Source organism: Mesorhizobium sp. WSM3224, assembly GCF_000427725.1.
Classification (GTDB): Bacteria; Pseudomonadota; Alphaproteobacteria; order Rhizobiales; family Rhizobiaceae; genus Mesorhizobium.
In genome coordinates, this window is the sequence record NZ_ATYO01000001.1 from 441,554 (window position 1) to 467,894 (window position 26,341).

The 26,341-nt window shown below is 59.5% G+C and carries 21 protein-coding genes, 1 tRNA gene and 1 pseudogene; 5 read left to right on the forward strand and 18 right to left on the reverse strand.

Annotated features, from left to right (window positions below):
• Positions 1-84: 84 nt before the first annotated feature.
• From YU3_RS39005 to YU3_RS0102195, 16 genes and pseudogenes are all read right to left on the reverse strand, one after another.
• Positions 85-1,123: pseudogene (locus YU3_RS39005) on the reverse strand (HAD-IIB family hydrolase).
• A 284-nt stretch (positions 1,124-1,407) separates the two neighbouring features.
• Positions 1,408-1,482 (reverse strand) — tRNA-Gln (locus YU3_RS0102125).
• Between the two features lie 103 nt (positions 1,483-1,585).
• Positions 1,586-2,704: a glycosyltransferase gene (locus YU3_RS0102130; protein WP_027164686.1), complete on the reverse strand. Its 1,119-nt coding sequence runs from the start codon at positions 2,702-2,704 to the stop codon at positions 1,586-1,588.
• Positions 2,701-3,825, reverse strand: coding sequence for a glycosyltransferase family 1 protein (locus YU3_RS0102135; protein WP_027164687.1), 1,125 nt, complete (start codon positions 3,823-3,825; stop codon positions 2,701-2,703). The genes YU3_RS0102130 and YU3_RS0102135 overlap by 4 nt, the downstream gene beginning before the upstream one ends.
• 51 nt (positions 3,826-3,876) lie before the next feature.
• Complete coding sequence (locus YU3_RS0102140) at positions 3,877-4,488, reverse strand: acetyltransferase (RefSeq protein ID WP_036257675.1); 612 nt, start codon at positions 4,486-4,488, stop codon at positions 3,877-3,879.
• Positions 4,489-4,571: 83 nt separating this feature from the next.
• Positions 4,572-5,423, reverse strand: coding sequence for a sulfotransferase family 2 domain-containing protein (locus tag YU3_RS35855; protein WP_198021625.1), 852 nt, complete (start codon positions 5,421-5,423; stop codon positions 4,572-4,574).
• Between the two features lies 1 nt (position 5,424).
• Positions 5,425-7,047, reverse strand: a complete 1,623-nt coding sequence (locus YU3_RS39010) for a glycosyltransferase (protein ID WP_027164690.1) — start codon at positions 7,045-7,047, stop codon at positions 5,425-5,427.
• Positions 7,038-8,855, reverse strand: coding sequence for a hypothetical protein (locus YU3_RS35860; protein WP_156913288.1), 1,818 nt, complete (start codon positions 8,853-8,855; stop codon positions 7,038-7,040). Before YU3_RS35860 ends, YU3_RS39010 begins: the two co-directional genes overlap by 10 nt.
• Positions 8,855-9,610 (reverse strand): ABC transporter ATP-binding protein, encoded by a 756-nt coding sequence (locus YU3_RS0102160; RefSeq protein WP_027164691.1) that lies wholly within the window; start codon positions 9,608-9,610, stop codon positions 8,855-8,857. Before YU3_RS0102160 ends, YU3_RS35860 begins: the two co-directional genes overlap by 1 nt.
• The gene (locus tag YU3_RS0102165) at positions 9,607-10,389 is read right to left on the reverse strand and encodes an ABC transporter permease (protein WP_027164692.1); all 783 of its coding nucleotides are present in this window, start codon (positions 10,387-10,389) and stop codon (positions 9,607-9,609) included. The genes YU3_RS0102160 and YU3_RS0102165 overlap by 4 nt, the downstream gene beginning before the upstream one ends.
• Positions 10,390-10,391: 2 nt before the next feature.
• Complete coding sequence (locus YU3_RS0102170) at positions 10,392-11,492, reverse strand: DegT/DnrJ/EryC1/StrS aminotransferase family protein (RefSeq protein WP_027164693.1); 1,101 nt, start codon at positions 11,490-11,492, stop codon at positions 10,392-10,394.
• Positions 11,493-11,494: 2 nt separating this feature from the next.
• Positions 11,495-12,583, reverse strand: coding sequence for a GDP-mannose 4,6-dehydratase (gene gmd / locus YU3_RS0102175; RefSeq protein WP_027164694.1), 1,089 nt, complete (start codon positions 12,581-12,583; stop codon positions 11,495-11,497).
• Between the two features lie 47 nt (positions 12,584-12,630).
• Positions 12,631-13,605 carry a GDP-mannose 4,6-dehydratase gene (gene gmd / locus YU3_RS0102180; RefSeq protein ID WP_027164695.1) on the reverse strand — a complete coding sequence of 325 codons (975 nt, stop codon included), beginning with the start codon at positions 13,603-13,605 and terminating at the stop codon, positions 12,631-12,633.
• An 86-nt stretch (positions 13,606-13,691) separates the two neighbouring features.
• Positions 13,692-15,104, reverse strand: a complete 1,413-nt coding sequence (locus YU3_RS0102185) for a mannose-1-phosphate guanylyltransferase/mannose-6-phosphate isomerase (RefSeq protein WP_027164696.1) — start codon at positions 15,102-15,104, stop codon at positions 13,692-13,694.
• A complete protein-coding gene (locus YU3_RS0102190; protein WP_027164697.1) occupies positions 15,101-16,522 on the reverse strand; it encodes a phosphomannomutase in 1,422 nt (473 codons plus the stop codon). Before YU3_RS0102190 ends, YU3_RS0102185 begins: the two co-directional genes overlap by 4 nt.
• A gap of 91 nt (positions 16,523-16,613) precedes the next feature.
• Positions 16,614-16,958: a VOC family protein gene (locus tag YU3_RS0102195; protein WP_027164698.1), complete on the reverse strand. Its 345-nt coding sequence runs from the start codon at positions 16,956-16,958 to the stop codon at positions 16,614-16,616.
• A 216-nt stretch (positions 16,959-17,174) separates the two neighbouring features.
• On the opposite strand from YU3_RS0102195, the gene ppdK reads away from it, so the two are divergent.
• From ppdK to YU3_RS0102220, 4 genes are all read left to right on the forward strand, one after another.
• On the forward strand, positions 17,175-19,859 hold the full coding sequence (gene ppdK, locus YU3_RS0102205) for a pyruvate, phosphate dikinase (protein ID WP_027164700.1): 2,685 nt from the start codon (positions 17,175-17,177) through the stop codon (positions 19,857-19,859).
• A 135-nt stretch (positions 19,860-19,994) separates the two neighbouring features.
• A complete protein-coding gene (locus tag YU3_RS0102210; RefSeq protein ID WP_027164701.1) occupies positions 19,995-21,098 on the forward strand; it encodes a glycosyltransferase family 9 protein in 1,104 nt (367 codons plus the stop codon).
• A 242-nt stretch (positions 21,099-21,340) separates the two neighbouring features.
• Positions 21,341-22,444 carry a glycosyltransferase family 9 protein gene (locus YU3_RS0102215; RefSeq protein WP_027164702.1) on the forward strand — a complete coding sequence of 368 codons (1,104 nt, stop codon included), beginning with the start codon at positions 21,341-21,343 and terminating at the stop codon, positions 22,442-22,444.
• Between the two features lie 144 nt (positions 22,445-22,588).
• The gene (locus YU3_RS0102220; protein WP_027164703.1) at positions 22,589-23,332 is read left to right on the forward strand and encodes a polysaccharide deacetylase family protein; all 744 of its coding nucleotides are present in this window, start codon (positions 22,589-22,591) and stop codon (positions 23,330-23,332) included.
• A gap of 175 nt (positions 23,333-23,507) precedes the next feature.
• On the opposite strand, the gene YU3_RS0102225 is transcribed toward YU3_RS0102220, so the two are convergent.
• Together YU3_RS0102225 and YU3_RS0102230 are read right to left on the reverse strand one after the other, a co-directional pair.
• Positions 23,508-23,897, reverse strand: coding sequence for a DUF427 domain-containing protein (locus tag YU3_RS0102225; protein ID WP_027164704.1), 390 nt, complete (start codon positions 23,895-23,897; stop codon positions 23,508-23,510).
• Positions 23,898-24,099: 202 nt separating this feature from the next.
• Positions 24,100-24,456: a hypothetical protein gene (locus YU3_RS0102230; RefSeq protein WP_027164705.1), complete on the reverse strand. Its 357-nt coding sequence runs from the start codon at positions 24,454-24,456 to the stop codon at positions 24,100-24,102.
• Positions 24,457-24,646: 190 nt separating this feature from the next.
• Here YU3_RS0102230 and YU3_RS0102235 point away from each other — a divergent pair, with 190 nt between their 5' ends.
• A complete protein-coding gene (locus tag YU3_RS0102235) occupies positions 24,647-26,275 on the forward strand; it encodes a fatty-acid--CoA ligase (protein WP_027164706.1) in 1,629 nt (542 codons plus the stop codon).
• Positions 26,276-26,341: the final 66 nt, after the last annotated feature.

The window sequence follows — 26,341 nt, forward strand, 5'->3', positions numbered from 1 at the left end:
TCGGGACAAAGACATGCTTAAAATCAAAGACTTAAAGCAGGTCACGTGAATCCTTTTTCACGCGACCTGCTTTAGGGAACCAATCTACTTCTCCGGAGCCGTGGCAGGCGCCGTATAGCGGCGGCGCACGGCGTCGATCACCAGCTTCCGGCTCTCCTCAGGCGATAGACGCTTGTCGTTCTCGGCCTCTGCGGTTTCGCGGGCGAGTTCCTTGTCCCTGATCTGATGCCGGAACCATTTGGAATAGTCGCCGGCGCGCAAATGGTATTCCCAGGTCTTGTCGTCGATGCCTTCCGCCATCTGGGCGAAGATGATGAGATTGTGGGCCCGAAGGTTCATCGCCTTCTTCTGCCCCGTGAAATAGAAGCTGCTGGCCTCGTCCAACTCACCCTCTGCATATTTGCGGCTGTGCCGCTTCAGCGACTGGTCGGGCTCGATCGCCTTGACCGTGAACGGCTTCTTGCCGTCATGCGGCCGCCAGAACAGCACCCTGTCGCCCTTGGGCAGCGGAATATCCTTTGGCGCCTTGAGCCCGGTTTCCTTGCAGAAGGTCTTGATCACGCCCTTTGCCTTCGGCCCGAGCGCGATTACCGCCGTCACCAGGCGCAACGCGCGTCGCCAACGGCCACGACATTATGCGGCGACAGCTTTAGGTCCTCGAGCGCCGCCGCCAACCCGGTCGCCTTGTTGATGCCCGACGGCAGGATCATCACCGCGCCCTTGTTGAAGATGATCTCCAGCTCCAGCCCGAGCTTCTTGATGATGTCGAGCACTGTCGCCTGGTGCGGCTCCCAGGTGGCGACGATCGAACGGCCGACCGAGAGCGGCTTCACGCCGCGCTTCTTCAGCCTGTCGATGAGATCGGTGGAAGGCGAGGGGGCAATCGTGCGCTCCTCCTCGCTGGCCGGCGTGTAGATCAGCGCGCCGTTTTCGGCGACGACCTTGTCGAACAGAAAAAGTTCGGGGAACACCTCCTTGAGATCGGGCAGTTCGCGGCCGGTGACCAGGATGAGCTTGCGGCCGGATTTCTTCAGCTTCTCCAGCCCCGAGATCGTGCTTGCGTTGACCAGCCCGTCATGCGCCAGCGTCCGTCATAATCGGTGGCCAATGCCATGAAATACATCGGTTGAGCCTCTCCGTCGGCTGTCGCGCGACCCGCCGTGAGAACCGGCGTGAATAAACAACAACGCCTGTCGGCGGAAAAGGTTTAGGCCGACGCTCTGCTCCGCGGCGATAGCGGCATCTCGCCCGGCTCGACGCATCATCGCGCCTGGTGTTCCACCGGCCGGCAAACCCCTCCTTGCTCGATGGAACCCACGGTGCCTGATGTCCGGCAGGTTTTTCCTTTCAGCCCGCGCGGGCTTCAAGGGTGGGGTGGCCGGTCGTCCGGTTGGCATTTCTTGGAGTTGGCTGGGGCGCCAGGATTCGAACCTGGGAATGTCGGTACCAAAAACCGATGCCTTACCACTTGGCGACGCCCCAGCAGGCGGTGCATGCCCGCTGCGCGCGGCCTTATAGGACGAGGCGGGAGAAAGCTCAATGCCAGCCGTGCACTAAACGCGGCCGCAAACCATGCAGTCGCCGGCTAGGCGCCGCGATTGCGCAGCCGGACATAGAGGTCGGCATAGGCCTGCCCCATTTTTTCGGCGGTGAACAGATCGCAGAACCGTTCGCGTGCCGCCCGCCCCCATTTTTCCGCTTCCTCGGGCGAATCGAGCAGGCGGTTGATGGCTTCGGCCAGTCGAACCGGGTCGGAAGGCGGGACGACTAGGCCGGTGACGCCGGCCTTGTTCACATAGGACGTTCCGGTGCCGATCTCGCATGAGATCATCGGCTTGCCGCACATCGCTGCCTCCGCGAGCGAGACACCATAGGCCTCCGACCGCTGGTTCGAGGGGAAGACGAACCCGCTGCAGGCATGAAGCAGGGTCATCTTCTGCTGCTCGGAAACCTCACCGAGGAAAATGACATTGTCGCGGTTGAGCCTTTCGGCCTGGAGCTTCAGCTGCCGCTCGATCGGTCCCGATCCGGCAATGACGACCTTGCACCGCACCTGGCTCGCGGCCTGGATAAGGATATCCAGCCCCTTGTAGTAACGCAGGACCCCGACGAAGAGCACGAAAGGCCCCGACACGATCGATTGGCGCCAGGCGCTGTCTGCCGCCGTCGGCTCGGGATAGGCGCTTTCGTCTATGCCGATCGGAATGACCGTCGATTTGGCCGTGAAGCGCCTGAGAACCGCGCTCGACCGCAGATAGTCGGGCGATGTCGCGACGATCGCGTCGACATCGCCCAGGAAGCGCTGCATCAGCGGCTTGTAGAACGGCAGCAGCACGCGCTGCTTGACGATGTCGGAATGGTAGGTGACGACAGCCGGCTTGCCGTGGCGCGATCTGAGATGGGCGATGTCCATGACAGGCCACGGAAAATGGTAATGTACCAGGTCGGACTGGCGGGCGAGCGCGTCGAACTTGCGGAAGACCTCGCGCGAAAATCCTGTCGAGGCCAGCTCGAAATCCAGCTTGGCTTTCACGGCCACGTGGCCGCCGACCCGCCGGGTGTTTTCGCGCGGAGCGCTGCTCAGCGACAGGACCTGCGTTTCGACGCCATGGCCGGCCGTGCTTTCGGCGATGGCATGGATGGTCCGTTCCACCCCGCCGAAACTGTCCGGCCAGTATGTCTTGAAGAAATGCAGGACTTTCAAACGGGCGTCTTTCGTCTCAGCCGGATGGCCTGCTCGAAGATCTGCAGCATGCCCTTGGCGTGGTTCTCCCAGGTGAAGCGCTCCGCGTTGCGGCGCGCGCCGGAAGCAAGCTTTTGGCGCAATTGCGCGTCGAGGCAAAGATGACCAAAGCCGCTGGCGATCGCCCCGGCATCGCGCGGGTCGACGAGCACGGCGCTTTCGCCGGCCACCTCCGGCATCGACGATGTGTTCGACGTCAGCACCGGCTTGCCGAAGGATTGCGCTTCCACGATCGGGAAGCCGAAGCCCTCGTAGAGCGACGGCATGGCCAGGAACAGGCAGTTGGCATAGAGCGTCGCCAGCACGGCGTCGTCGACGAAGCCGGTGAAGATGATCTTCCCTTCGAGCCCGCCGCGGCGCACCTCGTCCGCCAGGCCGGTTTGTTTCCAGCCGCTGCCGCCGACGATGACGAGATCGCAGCCGGAGCGGACGCTTTCCGGCAGCAGTCCATAGGCCTTGATAAGCTTGCCGAGGTTCTTTCTGGGCTCCAGCGTGCCGACAAACAGCGCGTAGGGCCTCGCGATGCCGAGAGGTTCAAGGCTGGAAAAGCCGCCCGGCGCGGGCAGGGGCGTCGTGCCGGGCGCGATCGTGCGGATCGGCGCTCCCAGCCACGGAAACTCTGTCTTCAGCGCGCTCGCCGTGGCGCTCGAATCGGTCGCCACGACATCGGCCCTGCGCAGCGCGGGCTTCATCAGCAGGCGCTCGCCGAGCAGGGTCCGCGCACGCATGGTTTCCGGCGCGTGCACCCAGACAAGGTCGTGGATGGTCACCACCCGCGCGATCCGGCTGTCCAGAGCGAGCGGCAGGCGGTGCGACGGCCCCCAGAAAACCTCGACCTCGTCGCGCGCGGCCGCGGCAGGCAGGATGGCCTGCCCCCACAATGCCCGCGCCGGAAGCGACCGATATCCGCCCGCCCGCAAGGCAATCGCGCGCGGCAGCTCGTAATCGGCATTGATCGGGGCGGGAGCATAGACGCAAACCTCGGCGCCCAGCGCCGACAGCGCCTTGATCGACTTGTGGACGAACCGGCCGATGCCGTCGGTAGCCGATAAGAGGTTCCTGCCGTCGATGCCGATTTTCATGAACCGGATGGTATTTCATTTTGTTCGAGTATTGGCCAGAAACCGCACCGTTCAGTCCCGGAGCAGGCGAGCAGGGGTGCCGATATACACTCCAGGCACTTCAATGTCTCGGACAACCGTTGCGCCAGCGCCGACCGTTACGTTGGAGCATATTCTAATGCGATCGATCACCGTGGCGCCGGCGCCGACCATTACTTGTGCGCCGATTCGGCAACGTCCAGCGACGGTTGCATTGACCGAAATGTGCGAAAAATCGCCGATCATGCATTCATGGTCGACGACCGCTCCGCTGTTGATGATTACACCTCGACCGATCCTCGTGAGTGGTCCCAGATGGGCTTGGTGGCCGACAAGTGAACCCTGCCCGATCTCGCATTGCGTCCCAAGAGAGGCGGTTGGTGCCACAAGCGTCGCTAGGGGGAGAGAGGCGGACTCGCATTGAGCCTGTCGCCGCGCATTGTCACCTGAGCCTGGAAATACGAACCAGCCAGAGCCGGTGGCGTTCTCGGGAAGCATGGTGACGACCGGGAAGCCGGCGAACGCCTCGCCCTCCCTTGCATGCTCGTCGACAAAAGTGAGGTCATCGAAACCCGACGATAAAGCTATATCGCCTACGCTACGAGCGTGACCGCCAAAACCGAGGATGATGAGACTCTTAATCATGATGGCGGCGTCATGCCTCTCGTTTGGAAGGCATCAACAATGCCGACATGCTCATCGACCACCTCCGCCAGATCTCCTGGACGTCACAAATCGCACCTAAGAGACCCTTTCGTTCGCTCCGAAAAAAGTTCGACTGCAAACCTATAGAGTTCCATGTCATTCTGAAGCATATCACTTAGACGTTCCGCGCCCTTTCGTGAGAGCGACAGCTGGCTCGCGTCGCTGCGGTTCTCCAGCCTCGTCGCGATTTCGTAGGTCTTAAAACCCGATATCTGCCTCTGCAGTTGTTTCAGAGAGAGATCGAATTCCTCAACGATCCCAAAGAACGTCATGCTTGCGAGATTTTCTTTGGCTGAAGAGAGGAATTGCGGCGTTCCTGGTTGGTCGCTAGACAGCATTAGAGTCTGGACGTCGCGCAACTCGGTCTCAAACCGCGCCCTCCGCCCATTGACGAACTCATCGAAACTGACTGTCTGCGCAAACTCGACGTCATCGATCTGCTCAGGCGTCATCACTTTCCGCCATGGGTCGTTCTTTGGAAAGTTCAGGGGATCGTGCCATGACTTGTATTGAGAATACGACCGGGCGACCGGGTGCCGCAAGAATGTCAGGTACAGCGCATTCGGCAAATAGCGGGCAATATCAACGAAACGAAAATGTCCCCAAAATAGCTTCTTTGAGGGGTCCGAAATCTGGATCGTGTTGAAATCACCAAGAAAGGGTGGCGCAATACTATCTTTCGGGAGGTGGCCTTCCAAATACCGAACGAAAGATGTGCCCGCGGTCTTGGGAATATGAACGAAAGCCAGAGGCGCGTCTAAGGTCGAGATATCAATAGGAACTAAGGATCGCCGTCGTGGTTTGGTCCGCCAGTTGAAAAAAGACAACGGACAATCAGGCGGCCATCGCCTCGTTCGCTCCCCTTGGTCCGTCATTTTAGCATCTCTCGGCAACGTTCTCGAGTGCCAATACGTACTCTCCGACCACTTCCTTCCAAGAGCGACTGACCAGGTGGCGATCATAAAAATCTCGTTGGAGAGCAAAAAGACCCTCGCGGTCAGTCAACGCGTCTGTAATAGCCTTTGCAATACCCTTGTAATCCAGGGCGTCAAAAAACGTTCGGCGGGCAACTTCAGCATCCGTAATAATTTCGCGAGAAACTGGTATATCCGCCATGATTACGGGAGTCCCGACGGAGACCGCTTCCGTAAAGGTAAAGGGCATTCCTCCCTCGGCCAGCGAAGGATTCACTGCCAAGGTTGCAAGCCGGTAGCAGGACGCAAGTTCTCTCTCGTTTAATCTTCGTACAAATAGAACGTCGTTGTGGAGTCGATTCTCGTTCATAAAGCGGACTACACTATCTGATTCCCGCCATTCGCCAGTCATCAGCAGCTTGTATGGAAAATTTTGACTTCGCCGCAGATCGTTATATGCACGAAGAAGGCTTATGATGTTCTTGTTGGGTCTTATCTGACTTGCGTAAAATAAAAACCCGAGATCTTTCGACGCATACCAAGTGGCGTTATTATTATTTACCGTCTTCGAAAGAGCACTCCAAAAATGCTGTGCACTCAAAGTGTCGGTGGCTCTGTCATTGTCAGGAAATCCAGAAATTTTTATGAGCTGATCGAGCCTGTTCGCGCCGTGTGGAATAGCGCTGATACGGTCGGGCTCAATATGAAAGCGGTTCACCAGCGTCTTGTTCTTTACTTCACGGCTGTAAGTTACGAACCGATCGCCACCTTCGATTGCCGCTTCCATTCTTTTGAAGTCCTGCATTCTGCGGTCGCCAGACTCCTGGATTGCGAAACCTACAGGGAAGTGAATTGGCACGACATCAGGAACACACATCAGGCGCGGCGCTTTGATCTGGTTGAATTCGGGCCAGAACGCTGCAGGTGAATACCAAGCTTCAATATCGCGCCGCTTATTGGCCTCGTCGGCCACCGCAGCTGCCTCGGTGTCGCACATAAACCGGTATGCGTTGTGACCAATACGAGTAAAAAGGCCGTTTCTATTAAGATACGGCGTCAGTTTTACGATGCGTAACCTCGGCCGGAATTTCGCAAACAGTCTAACGACGACAGTCGCTACCAATGCAAAACACGCCACCACCGCAGCCAGGGGTAGGGCGGTAATTCCGATGGTAATGATCAAAAGCGGTGTGAACGGATTTCGTGATTTGGCGACAGCTAAGATACAGGACTTCGTCACCATGGAAATAAAATTCTTTGCCCTTCTCAGGTAACCCTTTCCATATATCTTCCCTCTGAACTTAGTTTTTCGATCGCCAATCGCCATTCGTAACCCGTATAACAAGCCTAGTAGGGATGTATGCTTTGGCGAGATCAGTTCGAATGTCGTGAAATCCAAATCAAAACTTTCAAAAAGTTCCTCTAAAGGAGAATGCAGCCATTGCGGGGCGGCGATGACAAACCTTACGTCCTTGAAGTGGGTCGAAGCTCTAAGAAATTCGGCAAGATGGCGGCCTAATCCCTCGGCTCGCAAATCGATCCGTGGACCATAAGCTAGATATATACCAAACGTTTTCAAAGGCATTCAAGCACGGTTTCTAGGAGTAAGTTTCGCGAAGGTTCACCGTCCTTCACCAGATGGACAATCGTCGGGTCTAAGCCCTCCATATTGATGAGGTGCAACATTGCTCGTTCATCACAAGCAATCACTGCCTCCGGTTCAGGTATGAATCCTAGGCGCGGCTGCAAAATGTTGACGTTATTCGACGGGGCGGCGCATGCTTTGGGATAATCTCGAACAACGACGACTATCGGCTTCATCGGCAACACTGGCGAGGAGGTACGCTCTCCGACGACGATCCAAAGGTCGCTGTCCTCAAAGAAATTTATTTCGTCGTCAGGGACTAAAAAAACATCATCGTAAAGTTCTCGTCCAACGCCGGCGTAAGTTAACGCTCGATCTGCAGCAACACGCGATATCTGCCTCCATTCGAATATCCTAGTGGGAACATCTATAGCATCTAGATCTTTCATAAACGCAGCGATAGCCGCTTTAGCAGTTTTCTTTTTTAATTTCCAGTTCAGTTCCGATGTTGGATTCTCGACGCCAAGGACGACTGTCAAGTTCTCATCTGTAGCCTTGGACTGGCTTATCAGGTCTCGAGCAATTCGTAGCGCCTCTTGCATTTTCCGGTGCGAGCTAAGAACTGCCACTCGTCGCGCACTTTTCCGGTCTTGGTGCTCTCGACTCAAAGATGCAAGTTGAAGCTTGCGTAAGCCGTCAGCCCAGGAGGCCTGGGCATTTTCAGCTTTCATCGCCTCAAGCAATACTGGTTGCGTGTCTCGAATCCTATCGAGGAACGCTTTGTCGCCGTCTAGCAACCGCCGAACCTTCCTCCTGGCCTCTTCCCAGGACCTGGCCCGTCCGGGAAGCGTCATTCCTCCCATCCGATCCAGCATGCCACCGGCCATGAAAACAAGAGGCATTCCTGCTTTCACCGCCTCGAACGGATGGTAGTGAATGTGGCGAGGCTCCCTGCTGTGGTAGAACATGACCTGCATATGCTGCATGTTTCTTTTATGCTCTTCCAGGGGCAAGTAGCCGAGGACATGGCGGTCGGAGACCTCAATCGATTGAGCTCCGCCGACGGCATATGGAAAACCTTTGAACTCTTTTTTGAACTCGTCGTATATCTCTGCGTAAGCTGGATTGAAGCCGATATCGGGACAGACAAACAACATTCGTTTATCCCCACCTGTCCACTCTGTTTGACTAGGCGACGAGGCACCAGCCATACCAAGCGGCAGATAGACGGTTTGTCTCTGAATCCAGGGGCTCTCTATCTCGTGGAGATTGGAATAGCCTTCAGCAAACCAGAAGCGTGAACCGAGCTGTCGAAAGGCCGCGTTTGCTCGTCGATACTGAGGAAGGGTCTCCAATATCTTGGTGTATGAGTTCTTGCCAGCCAAGCCATAGGTGCGCCACACCAGTTCGCCATTGAAACGGCGACACATGATTTCAACGCCCTTCGCATCAAAAAGGATAAAGAATGCCATATCGAAATATTTATTAGCAATTTCCCATGCCCTTCGATTGGCTCCGGCATACCAGTCAGAATCATTTAGAATTGCCAACTCGTCGGTAGGTATAGTGAGATTAATATCTTCAGAATAGTCAATTGAAGCGCTTCGGAAATTTGCGTCATTGGGGTAGATCTTCGGGGTAAAAACTTCATATCCCAGCTTCCGGAGCATAGGTATTTCGTATTTTCTAGCCGCAGTGTGATTGAGGATCCACATTACACGCGGGATACTGTCCACCCGGGCATTCTTTTTCGATCGCCCGGCCAGTGACTCGTTTGATGAAGGAGGGTGTTTGGTATCCATGTCCATTAGTCAGTAGCGATCCCGTTCGCTCTATTATAGCTGGCTATAGCGCCGAGAATGCTTCCGTCAAAAATGATTTCGCCGTGGTGAAACACAATCCCTCTTTCGCAGATAGACTGCAGTGTCACGAAATCATGAGAAGCTAACAACAGAATTTCGGCCTGCTCGACTAGATCCAGTATTCGCTTGCGTGCCTTTCCGATGAAATTCGCGTCACCTGCGCCGATAACCTCATCAACGAGGAGAATATCGCCACCGACAGCCGTCGAAATCGCGAAGGCGAGGCGCACCAGCATACCTGCTGAGTATGTTTTTATCGGATAGTCGATGAATTCTCCGATATCCGTAAAAGCAACAACCTCCTCCTCGATCGAACGCATGAATTTGGGTGAGAGGCCCAAAAGAAGCCCCCGATAGAGAATATTCTCTCGACCGGTGGCGTCTGGCTCAAAACCTAGGCTCAGGTCGAACAATGACCGGACTGTCCCTTCGACAGCACGTTTCCCGGAAGATATTGGGTACAGTCCCGCCACCATCTTGAGAAAGGTGCTCTTGCCGGCCCCATTGTGCCCCAAAAGGCCGACACGCTCACCAGGGCCAATATCGAGACTGAGATTTTTCAAGGCGTGAATGTCGACGATCCTCTCTCGTTCTCTTTTCAGCGATGCAAGCGAGACCAGCATCGATTTCAGGGAGCGTTCCCTGAAACCGACCGACGCATAGTGGAGGTTAACCGACTGAAGGAGAATCCTATTTGTCATAAATAAAAGATCGCCCTCTTTTCGGCGGACCTGCCAACCAACAGGGCTGCTATCGTTAGTGCGGCAATGGTCCCAATGCACCAAAGGTAATTGGCGGCGGTCGGCCACTCGCCGTGCAAAAGCGGAGCACGAACAATCTGGAGAAGGTGGTAGATAGGGTTGTAATCCAGGAGGACATGCAAATTGCCCTTGCGGAATACCGAAGTTTCGAAATAGATCGGCGACACGAACCACATGGCCTGCATGACGAGGCCAAGCGCGTGCGGCAGATCCCTGAAACGGGTGCCGATGTAAGCCATCAGGGTTGCCCATGGCCATGCGGTCATTGCCAGTATCGGAAAAATGGTCAGCGCGGCGAGCCAACTCCACGACAGATTTTCCGGGAACACGACAAGCACCCAGATTATGAGTGCTGTGCTGGCCATGCCAAGCACGCACAGGCCCGTCAAAACGTTGCGCAATGTATAAATAGCTAGCGGGTGCCTGGTTTGCTTGATGTAGGGAGCAGCCTGAACAAAAGCTGACGCCCCGCCAATGACGGTCGTCGTGACGTATTCCCAGATGATCATTCCAGAGAGAATGTAGGGTGCATAGGCGCCGAGCGTGCTCCCGAAGATGTTGCTGAAGACCAGCGACAGTAGCAGGGTCAGCCCCAGAGGCTGCAGGATCGACCAGAAGACGCCAAAAAAGGATCGCCTCCATCGTGCGCGAAGATCTGACATCGATAGGTGCCACCAGAAGTAGCGCGCTGCCCATATGCCCTTCATGTATTCGAGCAGGCTCATCTCAGGTTCGATCGGAAAAAGGACGCAACGGCGTCGCAGATGCGCTCGAGCTGTTCGGGGGTCAAGCCTGGATAACTCGGCAGGTTGATTCCGCGAGCGCTAATGTTCTCGGCTATGGGTAAGGTGATGTCTGCCCGGCAATGCGGCATGAGATGGGCCGGCGAAAAGAATGGCCGGGTCTCAATCTCATTTTCCGCGAGATGTCTGCGCAGCGGGTCCCGTTGAGTTGGATCGTCGACGAGGAGGGAGCACATCCAGAAGGAATGATCCACTGGCCCGATAGGTTCATGGGTTTGCAAAGGCAGCCCGGCAAGTGCTTGCTTGTAGCTCTGAGCAATTATCTTTTTCTGGCCGAGAAGGCTATCGGCAATCTCGAGCTGGGCAAGCCCGATTGCCGCTTGAATATTCGTCATCCGATAATTGTAAGCGAGCATGTCATGCCAGTATTCCCGGTCGAGGGAGACGCCTTGACTCTTTAGCCGCCGGCATCTGTCCATCACGTCGGCCGATCGCGCCAGCACCATCCCGCCTTCGCCCGTCGTGATCGTTTTGTTTCCGAAGAAACTGAAGGTCGCGGCATCCCCGAATCTACCGACATGCTGCCCTTTCCAACGGGTTCCGAAGCCTTCCGCGCAATCTTCAATGAGCAGGAGATCGTTTTCGCGGCAAAGGGCCGGGATCGCGTCCATGTCGCAAGGATGGCCATACAAATGCACCGCCATGACGGCTCGGGTCTTCGGCGTGATGGCGTTTCGTATGGCGTGCGGATCCACCTGCAACGTGTCCGGCAGCGAATCTACATAGACCGGCTTCGCGCCCGTCTGCAAAATGGTGTTGATCGACGCCACATAGGTGAAGCTTGGAACGATGACTTCGTCGCCGGCGCCGATACCAAGCGCTTCCAACGCAAGGTGAAGAGCTACGGTGCCGTTTGCCACACTCGTCGCCTGCTCAGCGCCGACATACTCCGCAAATGCATTTTCAAACCTGGATATAAAGGCTCCACGCGAGGAGATCCAACCCGTCGTCAGGCACTCATTGACATACGCCGATACGTTTCCGCCAAGGAAGGGCTCATATACTGGAATTCGTGCCATGACTATTCTGCGCGATCAAAGCGCTGATACCCGTGCTCTGCCAGCAGTTGTTCCCGCCGCGCATCCTTGAGGTCCTCGCGAGCCATCTCTTTGACAAGATCGACGAATTTGATCTTGGGTTCCCAGCCAAGCTTACTCCGCGCTTTACTGGCATCACCAAGGAGTGTTTCGACTTCCGTTGGTCGGAAGTAGCGAGGGTCGACCTCCACAATGCATTTCCCGGTTCTGGCGTCGTAGCCTTTTTCGTCGACGCCATTTCCCTCCCATCGCATATCGAGGTCAAGCTCCGTGGCCGCCAGCGTCACAAACTCACGCACCGAGTGCTGCTCGCCGGTTGCGATGACAAAATCCTCAGCGATCTGCTGCTGAAGCATGAGCCACTGCATTTCGACGTAGTCCTTGGCGTGGCCCCAATCGCGTAGGGAGTCGAGATTTCCCAAGTAAAGCCTTTCCTGAATTCCCAGTTTTACGCGCGCAAGAGCGCGTGTAATTTTGCGCGTGACGAAATTCTCTCCTCGCATGGGAGACTCGTGATTGAATAGTATTCCATTGCATGCATATACGCCGTAAGCCTCTCGATAATTTACTGTAATCCAATACGCATACAATTTGGCCACGGCGTATGGAGATCTTGGATAGAATGGCGTGGTCTCTTTTTGGGGTGTTTCTTGCACAAGCCCGTACAGCTCGGACGTAGAAGCCTGATAGAAGCGGACCTTCTTCTCCATGCCAAGAATGCGAATGGCTTCCAAAATTCTCAAGGCCCCGAGAGCATCGGAATTTGCGGTGTATTCGGGTTCCTCAAATGAAACGGCTACGTGGCTCTGTGCCGCCAGATTGTAAATCTCATCCGGCTGCACGAGCTGAATGATGCGCATAAGACTTGACGAGTCGGTCAGATCGCCGTGGTGCAATGTCAAGTCCACACCCTTCTCATGCGGGTCGTGATACAAATGATCGATGCGGTCCGTGTTAAAAAGGGAGGTGCGGCGCCTTAGGCCATGCACCGAATATCCCTTTTTTAGCAGAAACTCCGCCAGATAAGCGCCGTCCTGCCCCGTAATGCCGGTTATCAATGCTGTCTTTTTCATCGCCGCTCTCGATATGTCCTGATAGTTGCTCCCCCGAGCCCTGCGTCTTAGTCACCGATCCTAACTAGGTCCGCATTCACCATCTCGCGGATCATCTCTTCCAGCGAGATCGTGGCTTCCCAGCCCAGCTTCGCTTTTGCTTTGGCCGGATTGCCAAGCAAAATCGGGACGTCCGCCGGCCTGAACAGATCGGCATCGATGACAAGATGGTCGTCCATCTTCAGCCCTACGTGCTCAAACGCGATCCGGCACATGTCGCGCACCGTCGTCGTCCTGCCCGTGGCGACGACATAGTCGTCGGGCTGATCCTGCTGCAGCATCAGCCACATGGCGCGGACATAGTCTTTGGAGTGGCCCCAGTCGCGCTCGGCGTCGATGTTGCCCAGGCGCAGTTCCCTTGCCAGGCTCTTCTTGATGCGCGCGACGGCGTCCGTGACCTTGCGTGTCACGAATTCGATGCCGCGAAGTGGCGATTCGTGATTGAACAGGATGCCGCTCGAAGCGTGCAGGCCGAAGCTTTCGCGATAATTGACGGTGATCCAGTGACCGTAGACCTTCGCCACCGCATAGGGGGAGCGGGGATGGAAGGGCGTGGTCTCCGACTGCATCGGCTCCTGGATAAGGCCGAACATTTCCGACGACGAAGCCTGGTAGAAACGCGCCGCGGGGGTTTCGAGGCGCAGCGCCTCGAGCACATTGGTGACGCCGATGCCGGTGACGTTGCCCGTCAGAACCGGGTGCTGCCATGAGGATTTGACGAAAGACTGCGCGGCAAGATTGTAGACCTCGTCCGGCCTTACGTCGCGCATGGTTCGAGCCAGGCCCGACAGGTCGGTCAGGTTGCCGTCCACGATCCGCACGTCTTTCTCGATGCCGAGCCACTTCAGGCGCGTGGTGTTGACGTCGGCCGTGCTCGAACGCCGCGCAAGCCCGTGGACCTCATAGCCTTTCGCGAGCAGGAGCTCGGCCAGATAGGCGCCGTCCTGCCCGGTAATGCCGGTTATCAATGCTGTCTTGGTCACCAATGCTCTCAGTATGTTTTGATAATTTCTCCCCAAGCCCCGGTTTGCGTAATTGCCCGCCCCAGCCCTGCGGACCAAATCAATCGCTATGCGCGACCATATACGTCGTCGAAGCGCACGATGTCATCCTCGCCGAGATAGTCGCCGCTCTGAACTTCAATGATCACCAGATCGATCTTGCCCGGGTTCTCCAGCCGATGCTTGTGGCCGCAAGGAATGTAGGTCGACTGGTTTGTCGCCAGGAACAGTTCCCGATCGCCGTTGACCACTTTCGCCGAGCCGCTGACCACCACCCAGTGTTCCGACCGGTGATGATGCATCTGAAGGCTCAGCCGCCGCCCGGGCTTCACCTCGATACGCTTGATCTTGAAGCGGTCGCCTTCCTCCAGAACCGTGTAGGTTCCCCACGGCCGGTGCACGGTCGAGTGAAGCAGATGCGCCTCATGCCCTGAAGCCTTGAGCCCTTCGAACAGTTTCTTGACGTCCTGGACGCGGTCGCGGGATGCCACCAGCAACGCGTCCGGTGTATCTACGATCACCAGATCGCTCACGCCGACAGTGCCGATAACGCGCTTGTCCGAACTGATGTAGCTGCCGGAAGTGTCCACCATGTGGACATCCCCGCGTATCCTGTTCCCGCCACCGTCCGCCGGGGTCAATTCCGCCATGGCGTTCCACGATCCGATGTCGTTCCATTCCATCTGGCACGGAACCACCGCAAGATTGCGCGCCTGCTCCATCACCGCGTGATCGAGCGAGATGCGAGGCGCGAGCGCGAAATGTTCGGATGAGAGCTCGACCTTGTTGGTATCCCCGTTGCTGAACAGGCCGTGTTCGTAACTTGCGGCAACCGCCTCAAGGACGGCAGGGCAGTGCGCGGCCATCGCATCGAGCATCGTCTGAGCCTTGAAGCAGAAAATGCCGGCGTTCCAGAAGAAACGCCCCGATGCAAGATATGTCTTGGCCGCGTCGAGGTCCGGCTTCTCCACGAAACGGATGACCTTCTCGCCATCGGCCTCGATGTAGCCGAAAGCGGTGTCCGGCCGGCTGGGCAGTATGCCGAGCGTGGCGATCAATCCTTGTTGCGCATGTTCGATTGCCCTGCCCATGACTTGTGTGAATGCGGGCAGGTCGCCGATCATGTGGTCCGCCGGGAAAACGCACAAAATTGCGTCCGGACCCTGTGTCGCGTTGGCGTGGATGACAGAAGCGGCAACCGCGGCGGCCGTGTCCCGCCCCTCTGGCTCAAGCAGGAAAGTATGCGGCGGCACCGCCGGATAAAGTTCGTCGAAATCGTCTTTTGTCAGGAAAAGATGATCCCTTGACGTTACCGCGACAAGCTCAGCGACATCCTTCAGCGAAGCGGCGCGCAGCACGGTATGCTGGATCAGCGAATGTCCATCCCCAACCTTGAGGAAGGGCTTCGGATGCGACTGCCGCGACGCCGGCCAGAGCCGCGATCCGGCTCCGCCGCTGATGATGACAGGAACCACCTTCATTGCACGGCCTCTGATTCATTTGTGGTGTCCCGCGCCCGTTCGAGGGCTATTGCCACAATTTCAGTCGCCCTGTCATGGCTGGCGGCCTCGGCATAGCAACGAAATTCGGGAGCGTTGCCGGAAGGCCGCAGGTGGATGATCTCGCCGCTGGCCATTCGCGCCCTGAGACCGTCCGTCTCATCGACATCCGCGACGGAGCCAAAGGGGGCAAGGAATAGCTGCAACGCATTGCGGTCGGCGAGCCTTCGCATCAAGCCGCGCGATGTCTCGACCGGGAAGTTCTCGAGCCGCTCGCTGGCGCAGACCGGAAGGTTCCAGGTTTCGCGCAGGTTGGACAGCGACTTTCCGGTCGATGCCATCGTGCCCAGCACGGCCAGGATCGGCAAAAATGAATCCCGTGTCGGCAGCGCGGACAAAACCCTGCCGTTCACCGGGCAGTCCGATCCCAGAAGAACCCCGCCATTGGCTTCGAAGCCGACGACGATGCCACCCGCCTGCCGCGCGGCGTCCATTCCCTCTATGACGAAAGGCGACCCCACCTTCGTTCTCTTGACGCTGAATCCGAAAGCCTCGGAGATGCCTGAGTTGGAGGTGACCGGCGTCACCACGACGTCGGCCTTAAGGAACAGGGCCGTCGCCAGCCCGATCAGGTCGCCGCGGAACAACTCGCCATTTTCGTCGATGACAAGAGGACGATCCGCGTCGGCGTCGGCCGAGAGCATGGCGTCGAATTTGAACTCGCGCACCCAGTCTTTCACCTTCGCCATCGTTTCCTGGCCGACGGCCTCCGTATCGACCGGCACGAAAATCTCTGTTTTCCCGACCGGGATCACCTCCGCGCCATAGGATCGCAGGACCTCGACCAGCAGGTCCGCCGCGACGGTGCTGTGCTGGTAGACGCCGAGCCTCATCCCGGAGAGGGCGCGTGGGGCAAGAATAGCGTCGACACGGTCTCGAAAAGCCGCGAGCGCCTGTTGATGGTCGGTCGGCCAGTCCGCATGGGCCGGTGGCCACGGATATTGGTCCGACAGTTCAGCGACATGAAAGGTGATCGCGGCCTCGTCCGCCTTGTCGATCTCGCCCTTCGGCCCATAGAACTTGATGCCGTTGCGGTCGGCGGGAATATGCGATCCCGTCACCATGAGCGCTGCGGCGCCGTGCCGGCGGGCGTAAAAGGCAAGCGCGGGTGTGGGGATGGCGCCGCAATCGACCGGCTGGAACCCGGCTGCGGCCAGCGCCGCCATGCAATCGTGGGCGATTGCCGGACTGCTGTCGCGCAAGTCGCGCCCTACGAAGACCTTGCCTTGCTCAAATCCGATCGACCGCAAGCGCCGGGCAAAGCCTTCAGTATAAAGCCCGCTTGGCCTTCCAACCAATTCGGAAGCCAAACCCCGAACGCCGCTTGACCCGAATTTCATCAGTCTGCTTCTGCTGTTGGAAGATCGCCGCTACTTATTGGAGTGAGCCCGCCTGTCAACAGCAAAAAATAGCTCGAAATCTGCGTCTTTTCTAATATCCCCAGACGGCCAGTTCGTTGCCGGCCGGATCGGTGAAATGAAATCGCCTGCCGCCGGGAAAGGAAAAGATCGGCTTGACGATGGTGCCGCCGGCGTTCTCGACGGCTTGAAGCGTTTCCTCGAGATTTTCGCAGTAGAGCACCGGTAGCGGCTTGGCCGGCGCCTCGCCGGCATCGGCCTGGAAGCCACCGTCGAGCCCTTCGGCAAAGGCGGAATAGGTCGGGCCGTAATCGGTGAGCGACCATGAAAAGGCGGCGCTGTAGAAGGATTTGACACCGTCCAGCGTGCCGCCTGTCGCCGGCAGTTCCAGATAGTCGAGTTTTCCGTTGAGTTTCATCACGCTACTCCACTATGTTCCCTTTATGTTCTATATCGCGCCACGCCCTCCGGCAAGTCTTTTTGACGCAGCTTTTGCTTAATCGATTGTAGCGGCGGCGCTTGCCTGCCGGTGCCTTGCCTTTCGCACTGCAGCATCCTATCGCTCGGATAGGAGAAGGCGGGGAACCGGGCTGCGGTCCGGATGTTTCTATCTTCCACGAACTGGAGGGCAAGCATGACCAAGTGGGTTTACACCTTCGGCGACGGCGCCGCCGAAGGCCGTGCCGGCGACCGCAACCTTCTCGGCGGCAAGGGTGCCAATCTGGCCGAGATGTGCAGCCTCGGGCTGCCGGTGCCGCCCGGTTTCACCATCACCACCGAAGTCTGCAACGCCTATTACGCCAACGGGCGCACCTATCCCGGCACGCTGGAAGCCGATGTCGTCTCTGCGCTCGACCATATCGGCCGGATTACCGGCCGCCGTTTCGGCGATCCCTCGAAGCTGCTTCTGGTCTCCGTGCGCTCCGGTGCCCGCGCGTCGATGCCGGGCATGATGGATACCGTGCTCAATCTTGGCCTCAACGACGAGACGGTCGAGGCCCTGGCCGCCGATTCCGGCGATGCCCGCTTCGCCTATGACAGTTACCGCCGCTTCATCCAGATGTATTCCGACGTCGTCATGGGCCTCGACCATGAGGTGTTCGAGGAAATCCTCGAGGACCGGAAGGCGAGCCTCGGTCATGAGCTCGATACCGAGATTTCGGCCGGAGAATGGCAGGACGTGATCGGGCTCTACAAGGCCAAGGTCGAGGAAGAGCTCGGCAAGCCGTTCCCGCAGGATCCCCAGGAGCAGCTCTGGGGTGCCATCGGCGCCGTGTTCTCAAGCTGGATGAACAGCCGCGCCATCACCTATCGGCGCCTGCACGACATTCCGGAAAGCTGGGGCACGGCCGTCAATGTCCAGGCCATGGTGTTCGGCAATATGGGCGACACATCCGCAACCGGCGTCGCTTTCACGCGCAATCCCTCGACCGGCGACAGGCAGCTCTACGGCGAGTTCCTGGTCAACGCCCAGGGCGAGGACGTGGTTGCCGGCATCCGCACGCCGCAGAACATCACCGAGGCGGCGCGCATCGCCGCCGGTTCCGACAAGCCGTCGCTGCAAAAGCTGATGCCCGACGCCTTCCGGGCCTTCGTCGACATCTCCGACCGGCTGGAAAAGCACTACCGCGACATGCAGGACCTCGAATTCACCATCGAGCGCGGCAAATTGTGGATGCTGCAGACCCGCTCCGGCAAGCGCACCGCCAAGGCGGCGCTGAAGATCGCCGTCGAGATGGCGAAGGACGGGCTGATCACCAAGGAGGAGGCGGTCGCGCGCATCGATGCGGCCTCGCTCGACCAGCTCCTGCATCCGACCATCGATCCGAAGGCCGCACGTGATGTCATCGGCATGGGCCTGCCGGCCTCGCCCGGTGCTGCCACCGGCGAGATCGTCTTTTCCTCCAGCGATGCCGAGGACGCCAAGGCGCAAGGTCGCAAGGTGATCCTGGTGCGTATCGAGACCAGCCCGGAAGACATCCACGGCATGCATGCAGCCGAAGGCATCCTCACCACGCGCGGCGGCATGACCAGCCATGCCGCGGTGGTGGCGCGCGGCATGGGCAAGCCTTGCGTGTCGGGCGCCGGCTCGTTGCGCGTCGACTACAAGGCCGGCACGCTGCTCTCGATGGGCCAGACCTTCCGCAAGGGCGACATCATCACCATCGACGGCGGCAACGGCCAGGTGCTCAAGGGGGCGGTCGCCATGCTGCAGCCGGAGCTGTCGGGCGACTTTGCCGCCATCATGGAATGGGCGGACGCCGCGCGCCGCATGAAGGTGCGCACCAATGCCGAAACGCCCCTTGATGCGCGCATGGCGCGGTCTTTCGGCGCCGAGGGCATCGGCCTTTGCCGCACCGAGCACATGTTCTTCGAAGGCGACCGCATCGTCGCCATGCGGGAGATGATCCTGGCCGACACCGAGAAGGACAGGCGCGCGGCACTCGACAAGCTCCTGCCGATGCAGCGCTCGGATTTCCTCGAGCTGTTCGAGATCATGGCCGGCCTGCCGGTGACGATCCGCCTGCTCGACCCGCCGCTGCATGAATTCCTGCCTAAGACCGAGGCGGAGCTCGCCGAAGTCGCGACCGCCATGAATGTTTCGGCGGACAAGCTGAGGCAGCGCACTGAAGCGCTGCACGAATTCAACCCCATGCTCGGCCATCGAGGCTGCCGTCTCGCCATCTCCTACCCCGAGATCGCCGAGATGCAGGCGCGCGCCATTTTCGAGGCCGCTGTCGAGGCTGGCAAGAAGGCCGGCGCGCTGGTGGTCCCCGAGATCATGGTGCCGCTGGTCGGCTTGGTGAAGGAACTCGACTATGTGAAGGCGCGCATCGACGCGGTCGCGCAAAGCGTCATGCAGGAGACTGGCGTCAAGATCGACTACCTCACCGGCACGATGATCGAACTGCCGCGTGCCGCGATCCGCGCCCATGTCATCGCCGAATCGGCCGAATTCTTCTCCTTCGGCACCAACGACCTCACCCAGACCACTTTCGGCATCTCGCGCGACGATGCAGCCTCGTTCCTGGAGACCTACCGCCAGAAAGGCATCATCGAGCAGGATCCATTCGTCTCGCTCGACATTGACGGCGTCGGCGAACTGGTGCGCATGGCTGCGCAAAAGGGCAGGGCAACCCGGCCGGGCATCAAGCTCGGCATCTGCGGCGAGCATGGCGGCGATCCGGCATCGATCCGCTTCTGCGAGGAAGTCGGCCTCGACTACGTCTCGTGCTCGCCCTACCGTGTGCCGATCGCCAGGCTGGCGGCCGCGCAGGCGGCCGTGGCGGCGGCGAAGGGCACCGCAAAACGCGCCTGAGGGTCGTTCCGAGAGCGGCTCGGGGTACCTTACGGTTTTGTATGGAATGTCACGCGAACGTGCGTGTGACGGCCCCGAATCTCGACATCGTTCCAAGGAAGTATCCGACACCGAATTTATTGGTGTCGGATACCCATGTTGCAGATTTCCCCAACCGCATTCCGGTCGATCCTGATCCTGCAGACCAAGTTCATCGGCGACATCGTGCTTGCCTCGGCGCTGGCGAAGAACCTGCAGCTTCAATATCCGGGTGTCAGGATCGTGTTTCTTTGCGAAGCGCATTTCGCCGGCTTCCTGACGGCTCACGGCATTGCTGCCGAGGTCGTCCCCTTCAGCCGCGCCAAGATGCGTGGCTCGCCGCTCGAGCGGGGACGCGAGCTCTTCCGCATGGTGCGCACATTGCGGCGGCATCGGTTCGACATGACCATCGACATTGCCGACTCCAAGACCTCGCGGATCATTTCCGAACTGGTCAACGCTCCGGTCAGGGTCGGCTATTCTCCGACGGAGCGGCCTCTGCGCTGGCATGAGCGCCAGCCCGCCAATGTCAGGATGAAGCCCTTCGGATTCGGCAAGAAGCATCACCTCTACCGCTATCTGTCTCCGTTGGAGGCGCTTGGCGTCGACTTGCGCGTCACGGCGCCGGCCATTCGACCGCTGCCCTTCGAGACGACGCGCGCCCTGGCTTTGCTGGCCAGGCACCATATCCGGCCGAACGCCTTTGTCGCGGTTCATGCCGGAGCAAGTTTCGCCGGGCGACGCTGGCAGCCGGAGCGCTTTGCCGAGGCCATCGACAGGATCGCCGGCGAAACAGGCCTGCGTGTGGTTCTGGTCGGTGGCCCGGACGAAAACGAGGCGACCGAAAGGATCATGGCGCTGGCGAAGACGCCTGTCGTCAATCTGGTGGGCACGCTGCGGCTGGAAACGCTGCTGGCGCTGCTCAAGGAGGCGCGGCTGTTTCTCGGCAACGAAAGCGGGCCGATGCATATGGCCGCCGCCGCCGGCACGCCCGTCGTCGGCCTGTTCGGCCTGACCAACCCGATCCGCTGGGCGCCGGTCGGCGTGCCCAGCATCTCGTTGCGGCCATCCATGCCTTGCGACTGCGTCGGCGGCGATCTGTGCCGGCGGACCGACCCGAGCAAGGCATGCTGCGTCTGGCGCCTGGAGGTCGATCCGGTGGTAGACGCGGCGCTGGAGCTCCTGGCGCGCACCGAGATGGTTCTGGAAGCCGCGGTCTGATTTCGCGGGAAATTCCGTGCCGCCCGTCGACCGCGTCGCGCCTGTTGAGGCAATTCCATGAAAATACAGCGTTTTCGCCGTTTCCATGACACGGTGGAAACGCTCTATCGGCACGCGAGAGTCGCTATGGTCCGCGACCTTGCCGTCTTGTATATAAGGTCACGCGAATGGGCGCGTGATGGTTCCACATGTCGACGTCTCAATCCAGTTTGGTGGAATCCGACTCCCGTGCCCGGGCACGGATGTTGCAGGTTCGCTCCGGCCCCGTCCGCTCGATCCTGATCCTGCAGACGAAGCACATTGGCGATCTCGTTCTTGCCTCGGCGCTGGCGAAGAATCTGCAGCTCGAATACCCCGGCGTCCGCATCGTCTTCCTCTGCGACGCCAGCTTCGCCGGTCTCCTCACGGCCAACGACATCGCCTCGGAGGCCGTGACCTTCCGCCGTTCCCGTATGCGCGGCACACCGCTGCGGCGTGCGCAAGAACTCGTTCTCACGCTCGTCAGATTGCGCCGCCATCGTTTCGACATGTCCATCGACATCACCGACACGAAGACGTCGCGGTTCATCTCAGGACTGGTTGGCGCACGGGTTCGCGTAGGATACCACGCGCGTAAAAGGCTCCTTCGCTGGTTCCAGCTCAAACCTGCCAATGTGAAGGCAAATCCGTTCGGCTATGGCGAGCGGCACTTTCTCTATCGCTATCTTTCGCCGCTGGAGGCGCTCGGCATAGATCTGCGCGTGCGTGCTCCCGCCATCGAGCCGCCACCGTTCCAGGCGACGAAAGCCTTGGCGCTGCTGGACAAGTTCCAACTCCGGCCGAACGAGTTCGTCGCGGTGCATGCCGGGGCAAGCTTCCCCGGGCGCCGCTGGCAGCCCGAGCGCTTTGCCGCCGCAATCGACCGGATATCGGCCGAAACCGGTCTGGACGTCGCCCTGGTCGGCGGTCCGGATGAGAAAGATGCGGTCGAAAAGATACTGGCGACTGCGAAGACGCCGATCGTCAATCTGGTCGGAGCGCTGCCGCTCGAAACCTTGCCGGCGCTGTTCAAGCAGGCGCGGCTGTTTCTCGGCAACGACAGTGGCCCCATGCACATGGCGGCAGCGGCCGGCACTCCCGTCGTCGGCCTGTTCGGCCTGCAGAGCCCGTCCAAATGGGGGCCGATCGGCGCGCCGAGCATCCCGGTGCGGCCGTCCATGCCTTGCGACTGCGTCGGCGGAGACCTGTGCGAACGGCCGGACCCCAACAAGGCGTGTTGCGTCTGGCGCCTGGAGGTCGACGCGGTCGTGGCGGCCACGCTCGAACTCCTGGCGCGGACGGGGACTGCCCTGGAAGCCACGGCGTAAGGCGAAAGCAAATTTTCGCGATTGCCCTTTTGGCGCTGTTGCCGTCCCCATTTTCGCCTAAATGCCAGTCTGTTGAGACAAGTCTTGTAGAGGCTTTCTTGGCACGATGCGGCGAACGGCCGGCGTGCCGGCTTGGATTGGATGATGGGTCTGCTTCGAAATTCTCTTTGCGCGGTGGCGCTGTCGCTGTTCGCGGCGTCGGCAGGCAATGCCGCGACGTTGGTCGAGCCGACGCTGCATCTGAAACCTCAGGGCGCTGAAGCTGGCGGTCGCGTCGCGCTGACGCTCGATGCCTGCGGCGGGAAGACCGACACAAGGATCCTTTCGGCCCTTGTCGACAACCGGATACCGGCGACCATTTTCGTGACCGGCATCTGGCTGAAGCACAATGCCGAAGCTGTTGAGATCATGCGGGCGCATCCTGATCTGTTCGAACTGGAAAACCATGGTGGCCGCCATATTCCGGCGGTCGATACGCCGCAGAAGATTTATGGCATCCGCAGCGCCGGCAGTCCTGACGCTGTGCAGACCGAGGTCGAATCCGGCGCCGCCGCCTTGGCCAGTGCGGGCGGGCCGGCGCCGAGATGGTTTCGCGGCGCTACCGCCGAATATAGCCCTTCGGCGATCGCCATGATCCGCAAGCTGGGCTTCAAGATCGCCGGCTTCTCGGTCAACGGCGACGGCGGCTCGCTGCTCGGCGCGAAGGAGACGGCACGCCGCATTGGCGCCGCCAAGGACGGCGACGTCATCATCGCCCATATCAACCAGCCGACCCATGCGGCCGGCGAGGGCGTGGTTCAGGGGCTGCTTGCCTTGAAGCAGAAGGGCATGACCTTCGTTCGCCTGGACGATGCCGAGGACGTGGGCAACGACGGCACGACGGATTGAGAGCGCGGTGCGAGGCCGTAGCTGCCGCTGAATTTTAGCAGCCACACCTTCCGAGATTGACGTGAACGCCCATCCCTTCGTCATCCACGGGCGAAGCAAGGAGCGCAACGACGGATGACGACGTTCCGGCTTCGCCTGTATCGGCCGGCGCCAATGGCCGCGCCGGATCAGGAACTCAGTCCGGCGTGGCTTCGACCGTCACCTTGTTCGCATAGAACGCGCCGTGACTGCGGATCTCGGTCATTTCGTCGAACGGCAGTTCGTAGGCCCACATCGCATTCTTGCCGGCTTCGCCGGGCTGCTGGACGCTCCAGTAGCTGGCGTTGCCCTTGTAAGGACAATGCGTCGAGTGCTCGGTGCTGACGAGCTTGCTGAAATCGATGTCGTCGAACGGGATGTAGAAGGCCGCCGGATAGGGCGGTTCCGACAGTACCTTGGCCCGGTTCGACCTGGCGATGACGGTGTCGCCGGCGCGCACAGTGACACTGCCGCGATAGGGTTCGACGGTGATCACCTTGTCGGGATTGCGCTGAAAGCCGGGGGCTGGATTGGCGAGTTTGTCCATGAATGGTCTCCTTGCGGGAGATTTAAATGTGTCGGGCGGGCGCGTCGCGCAAGCCCACGCGGCGCGAGGCGTCATCACCATTCATTGAACGTCTGTCGCCCAACGCGGTTCGGCGTTTGATAGGCACGCCGATCCGCTCCAACTCTTATTTCCACGCAATTCCGGACGGAAAACCGCACTTTTCCTGGAATTGCTCGAGCCGTCAGGCGGCCGTCTTGAAGGCATCCATGAGGCCGGCATAGGCGGCGGCAATGCCTGCGACCGGATTGGTGCTTCTTGCCGCGGTTTCGACCTTCAGCGCGCCGCCGGAGGTCGGCAGCGTTAGCAGCAGGAACTGGCGATTGCCGGCGTCGCCGATGCAGGCGGCGGCGACATGCTCGCCGTCGGCGCCGTTTTCGACGCGCATCTTGAACAGCAACGTTCCGCCGACGGCTTCAAGTGCGCCGCCGACGACTTCGGCAAATTCATCTTCGGAAACGGTTTTGGTGTCCGGCGTCAAATCGTCCAGACTGTCGGCAAGCGTGCTTTCGAGGGCTTTATCGTCGAGCTGCGCGTCCATGCGAACCTCTCCATCCGCCAATCTCACCCAGCCCGTTAATGAACCTTAACGGCGACGATGGCCGGATTATGGCGGCTTTCCCAGGTCCTTCGATCCATCCACCGGCTTCGACTTATGACGGCTGGACAATCTGCCGGTTCGTTCCACAATGCGTGAAACAACGACGCGAATGCGCAAAGGGGAGGAACAGATGCTCGGATTGATGCAGGAATGGCCGCTGCTTTGCCACAAGCTGATCGACCATGCCGAACGCCAGCACGGCAGCCGGGAGGTGGTGTCGCGCTCGATCGAAGGCCCGATCGTGCGCACGACCTTTGCCGAAATCCATCACCGGGCGCTCAAGGTGGCGCAGCGGCTGGATCGCGACGGCTTCAGGCTCGGCGACCGCATCGCGACCCTTGCCTGGAACACGGCACGGCATATCGAGGCCTGGTACGGCATCATGGGCATCGGCGCGATCTACCACACGCTCAATCCGAGGCTGTTTCCCGAGCAGATCGCCTGGATCATGAACAATGCCGAGGACAAGGCGATCTTCGTCGACCTGACATTCGTGCCACTCTTGGAAAAGATCGCCGGCGCGGTCCGATCGCTGAAGCTGGTGATTGTTCTCACCGACCGGGCAAATATGCCGCAAACGTCGCTGGGGAATGCCGTCGCTTACGAGGAATGGCTGGCCGAGGCCGATGGCACCTTCACCTGGAAGACGTTCGATGAGAACACCGCCGCCGGCATGTGCTACACCTCGGGCACGACAGGCGACCCGAAGGGCGTGCTTTACAGCCACCGTTCCAATGTTCTTCACGCCATGATGGCCGCCATGCCCGATGCCATGGGCATATCGACCCGCGATGTGATCCTGCCGGTTGTGCCGATGTTCCACGCCAATGCCTGGGGTCTCGGCCAGAGCGGGCCGATGATCGGCGCTAAGCTGGTGATGCCTGGCTGCAAGATGGACGGCGCTTCAATCTACGAACTGCTCGACACTGAAAAGGTGACGTTCAGCGCCGCGGTGCCGACCGTCTGGATGATGCTGCTGCAATATCTGGAGGAGACCGGCAAGAAGCTGCCCCATCTGAAGAAGGTCGTCATCGGCGGGGCGTCCTGTCCGCGCGCAATCACCGCCAAATTCCAGGACAATTACGACGTGCAGGTGGTGCATGCCTGGGGCATGACCGAGATGTCGCCGCTCGGCACGCTCTGCACGCTGAAGCCGCAATATGAGACGCTGGCCGGCGAGGCGCGCCTGGATGTCCAGGGCAAGCAGGGCTTTCCGCCTTTCGGCGTCGAAATGAAAGTGACGGACGACGACGACAACGCGCTGCCCTGGGACGGCAAGACCTTCGGGCACCTCAAGGTGCGCGGTCCGGCGGTGGCCCGCGCCTATTATGGCGGCGTCGGCGCCGCGCAATTCGATGCCGACGGCTGGTTCGACACCGGCGATGTCGCCCATATCGACGCTAACGGCTACATGCAGATCACCGATCGCGCCAAGGATGTCATCAAGTCCGGCGGCGAGTGGATATCGACCATCGATCTGGAGAATCTCGCCGTCGGCCACCCGGACGTGGCGGAGGCGGCGGCGATCGGCATCCCGCATTCCAAATGGGGCGAGCGGCCCTTGCTCGTCGTCGTGCGCAAGCCCGGCAGAGAGCCGAGCAAGGGCGACATCCTTACCTTCATGAGCGGCAAGGTGGCGAAATGGTGGATGCCGGACGACGTCGCCTTCGTCGGCGAAATTCCGCACACCGCCACCGGCAAGATCCAGAAGACCAGTTTGCGCGACCAGTTCAAGGATTATCGCCTGCCGACCGATTGACGAAAAATGTTCAATCTTTTGGCTTCAAGCCCGCGCTAAAAACAGCTAACTCTCGGCCCGGGTTGG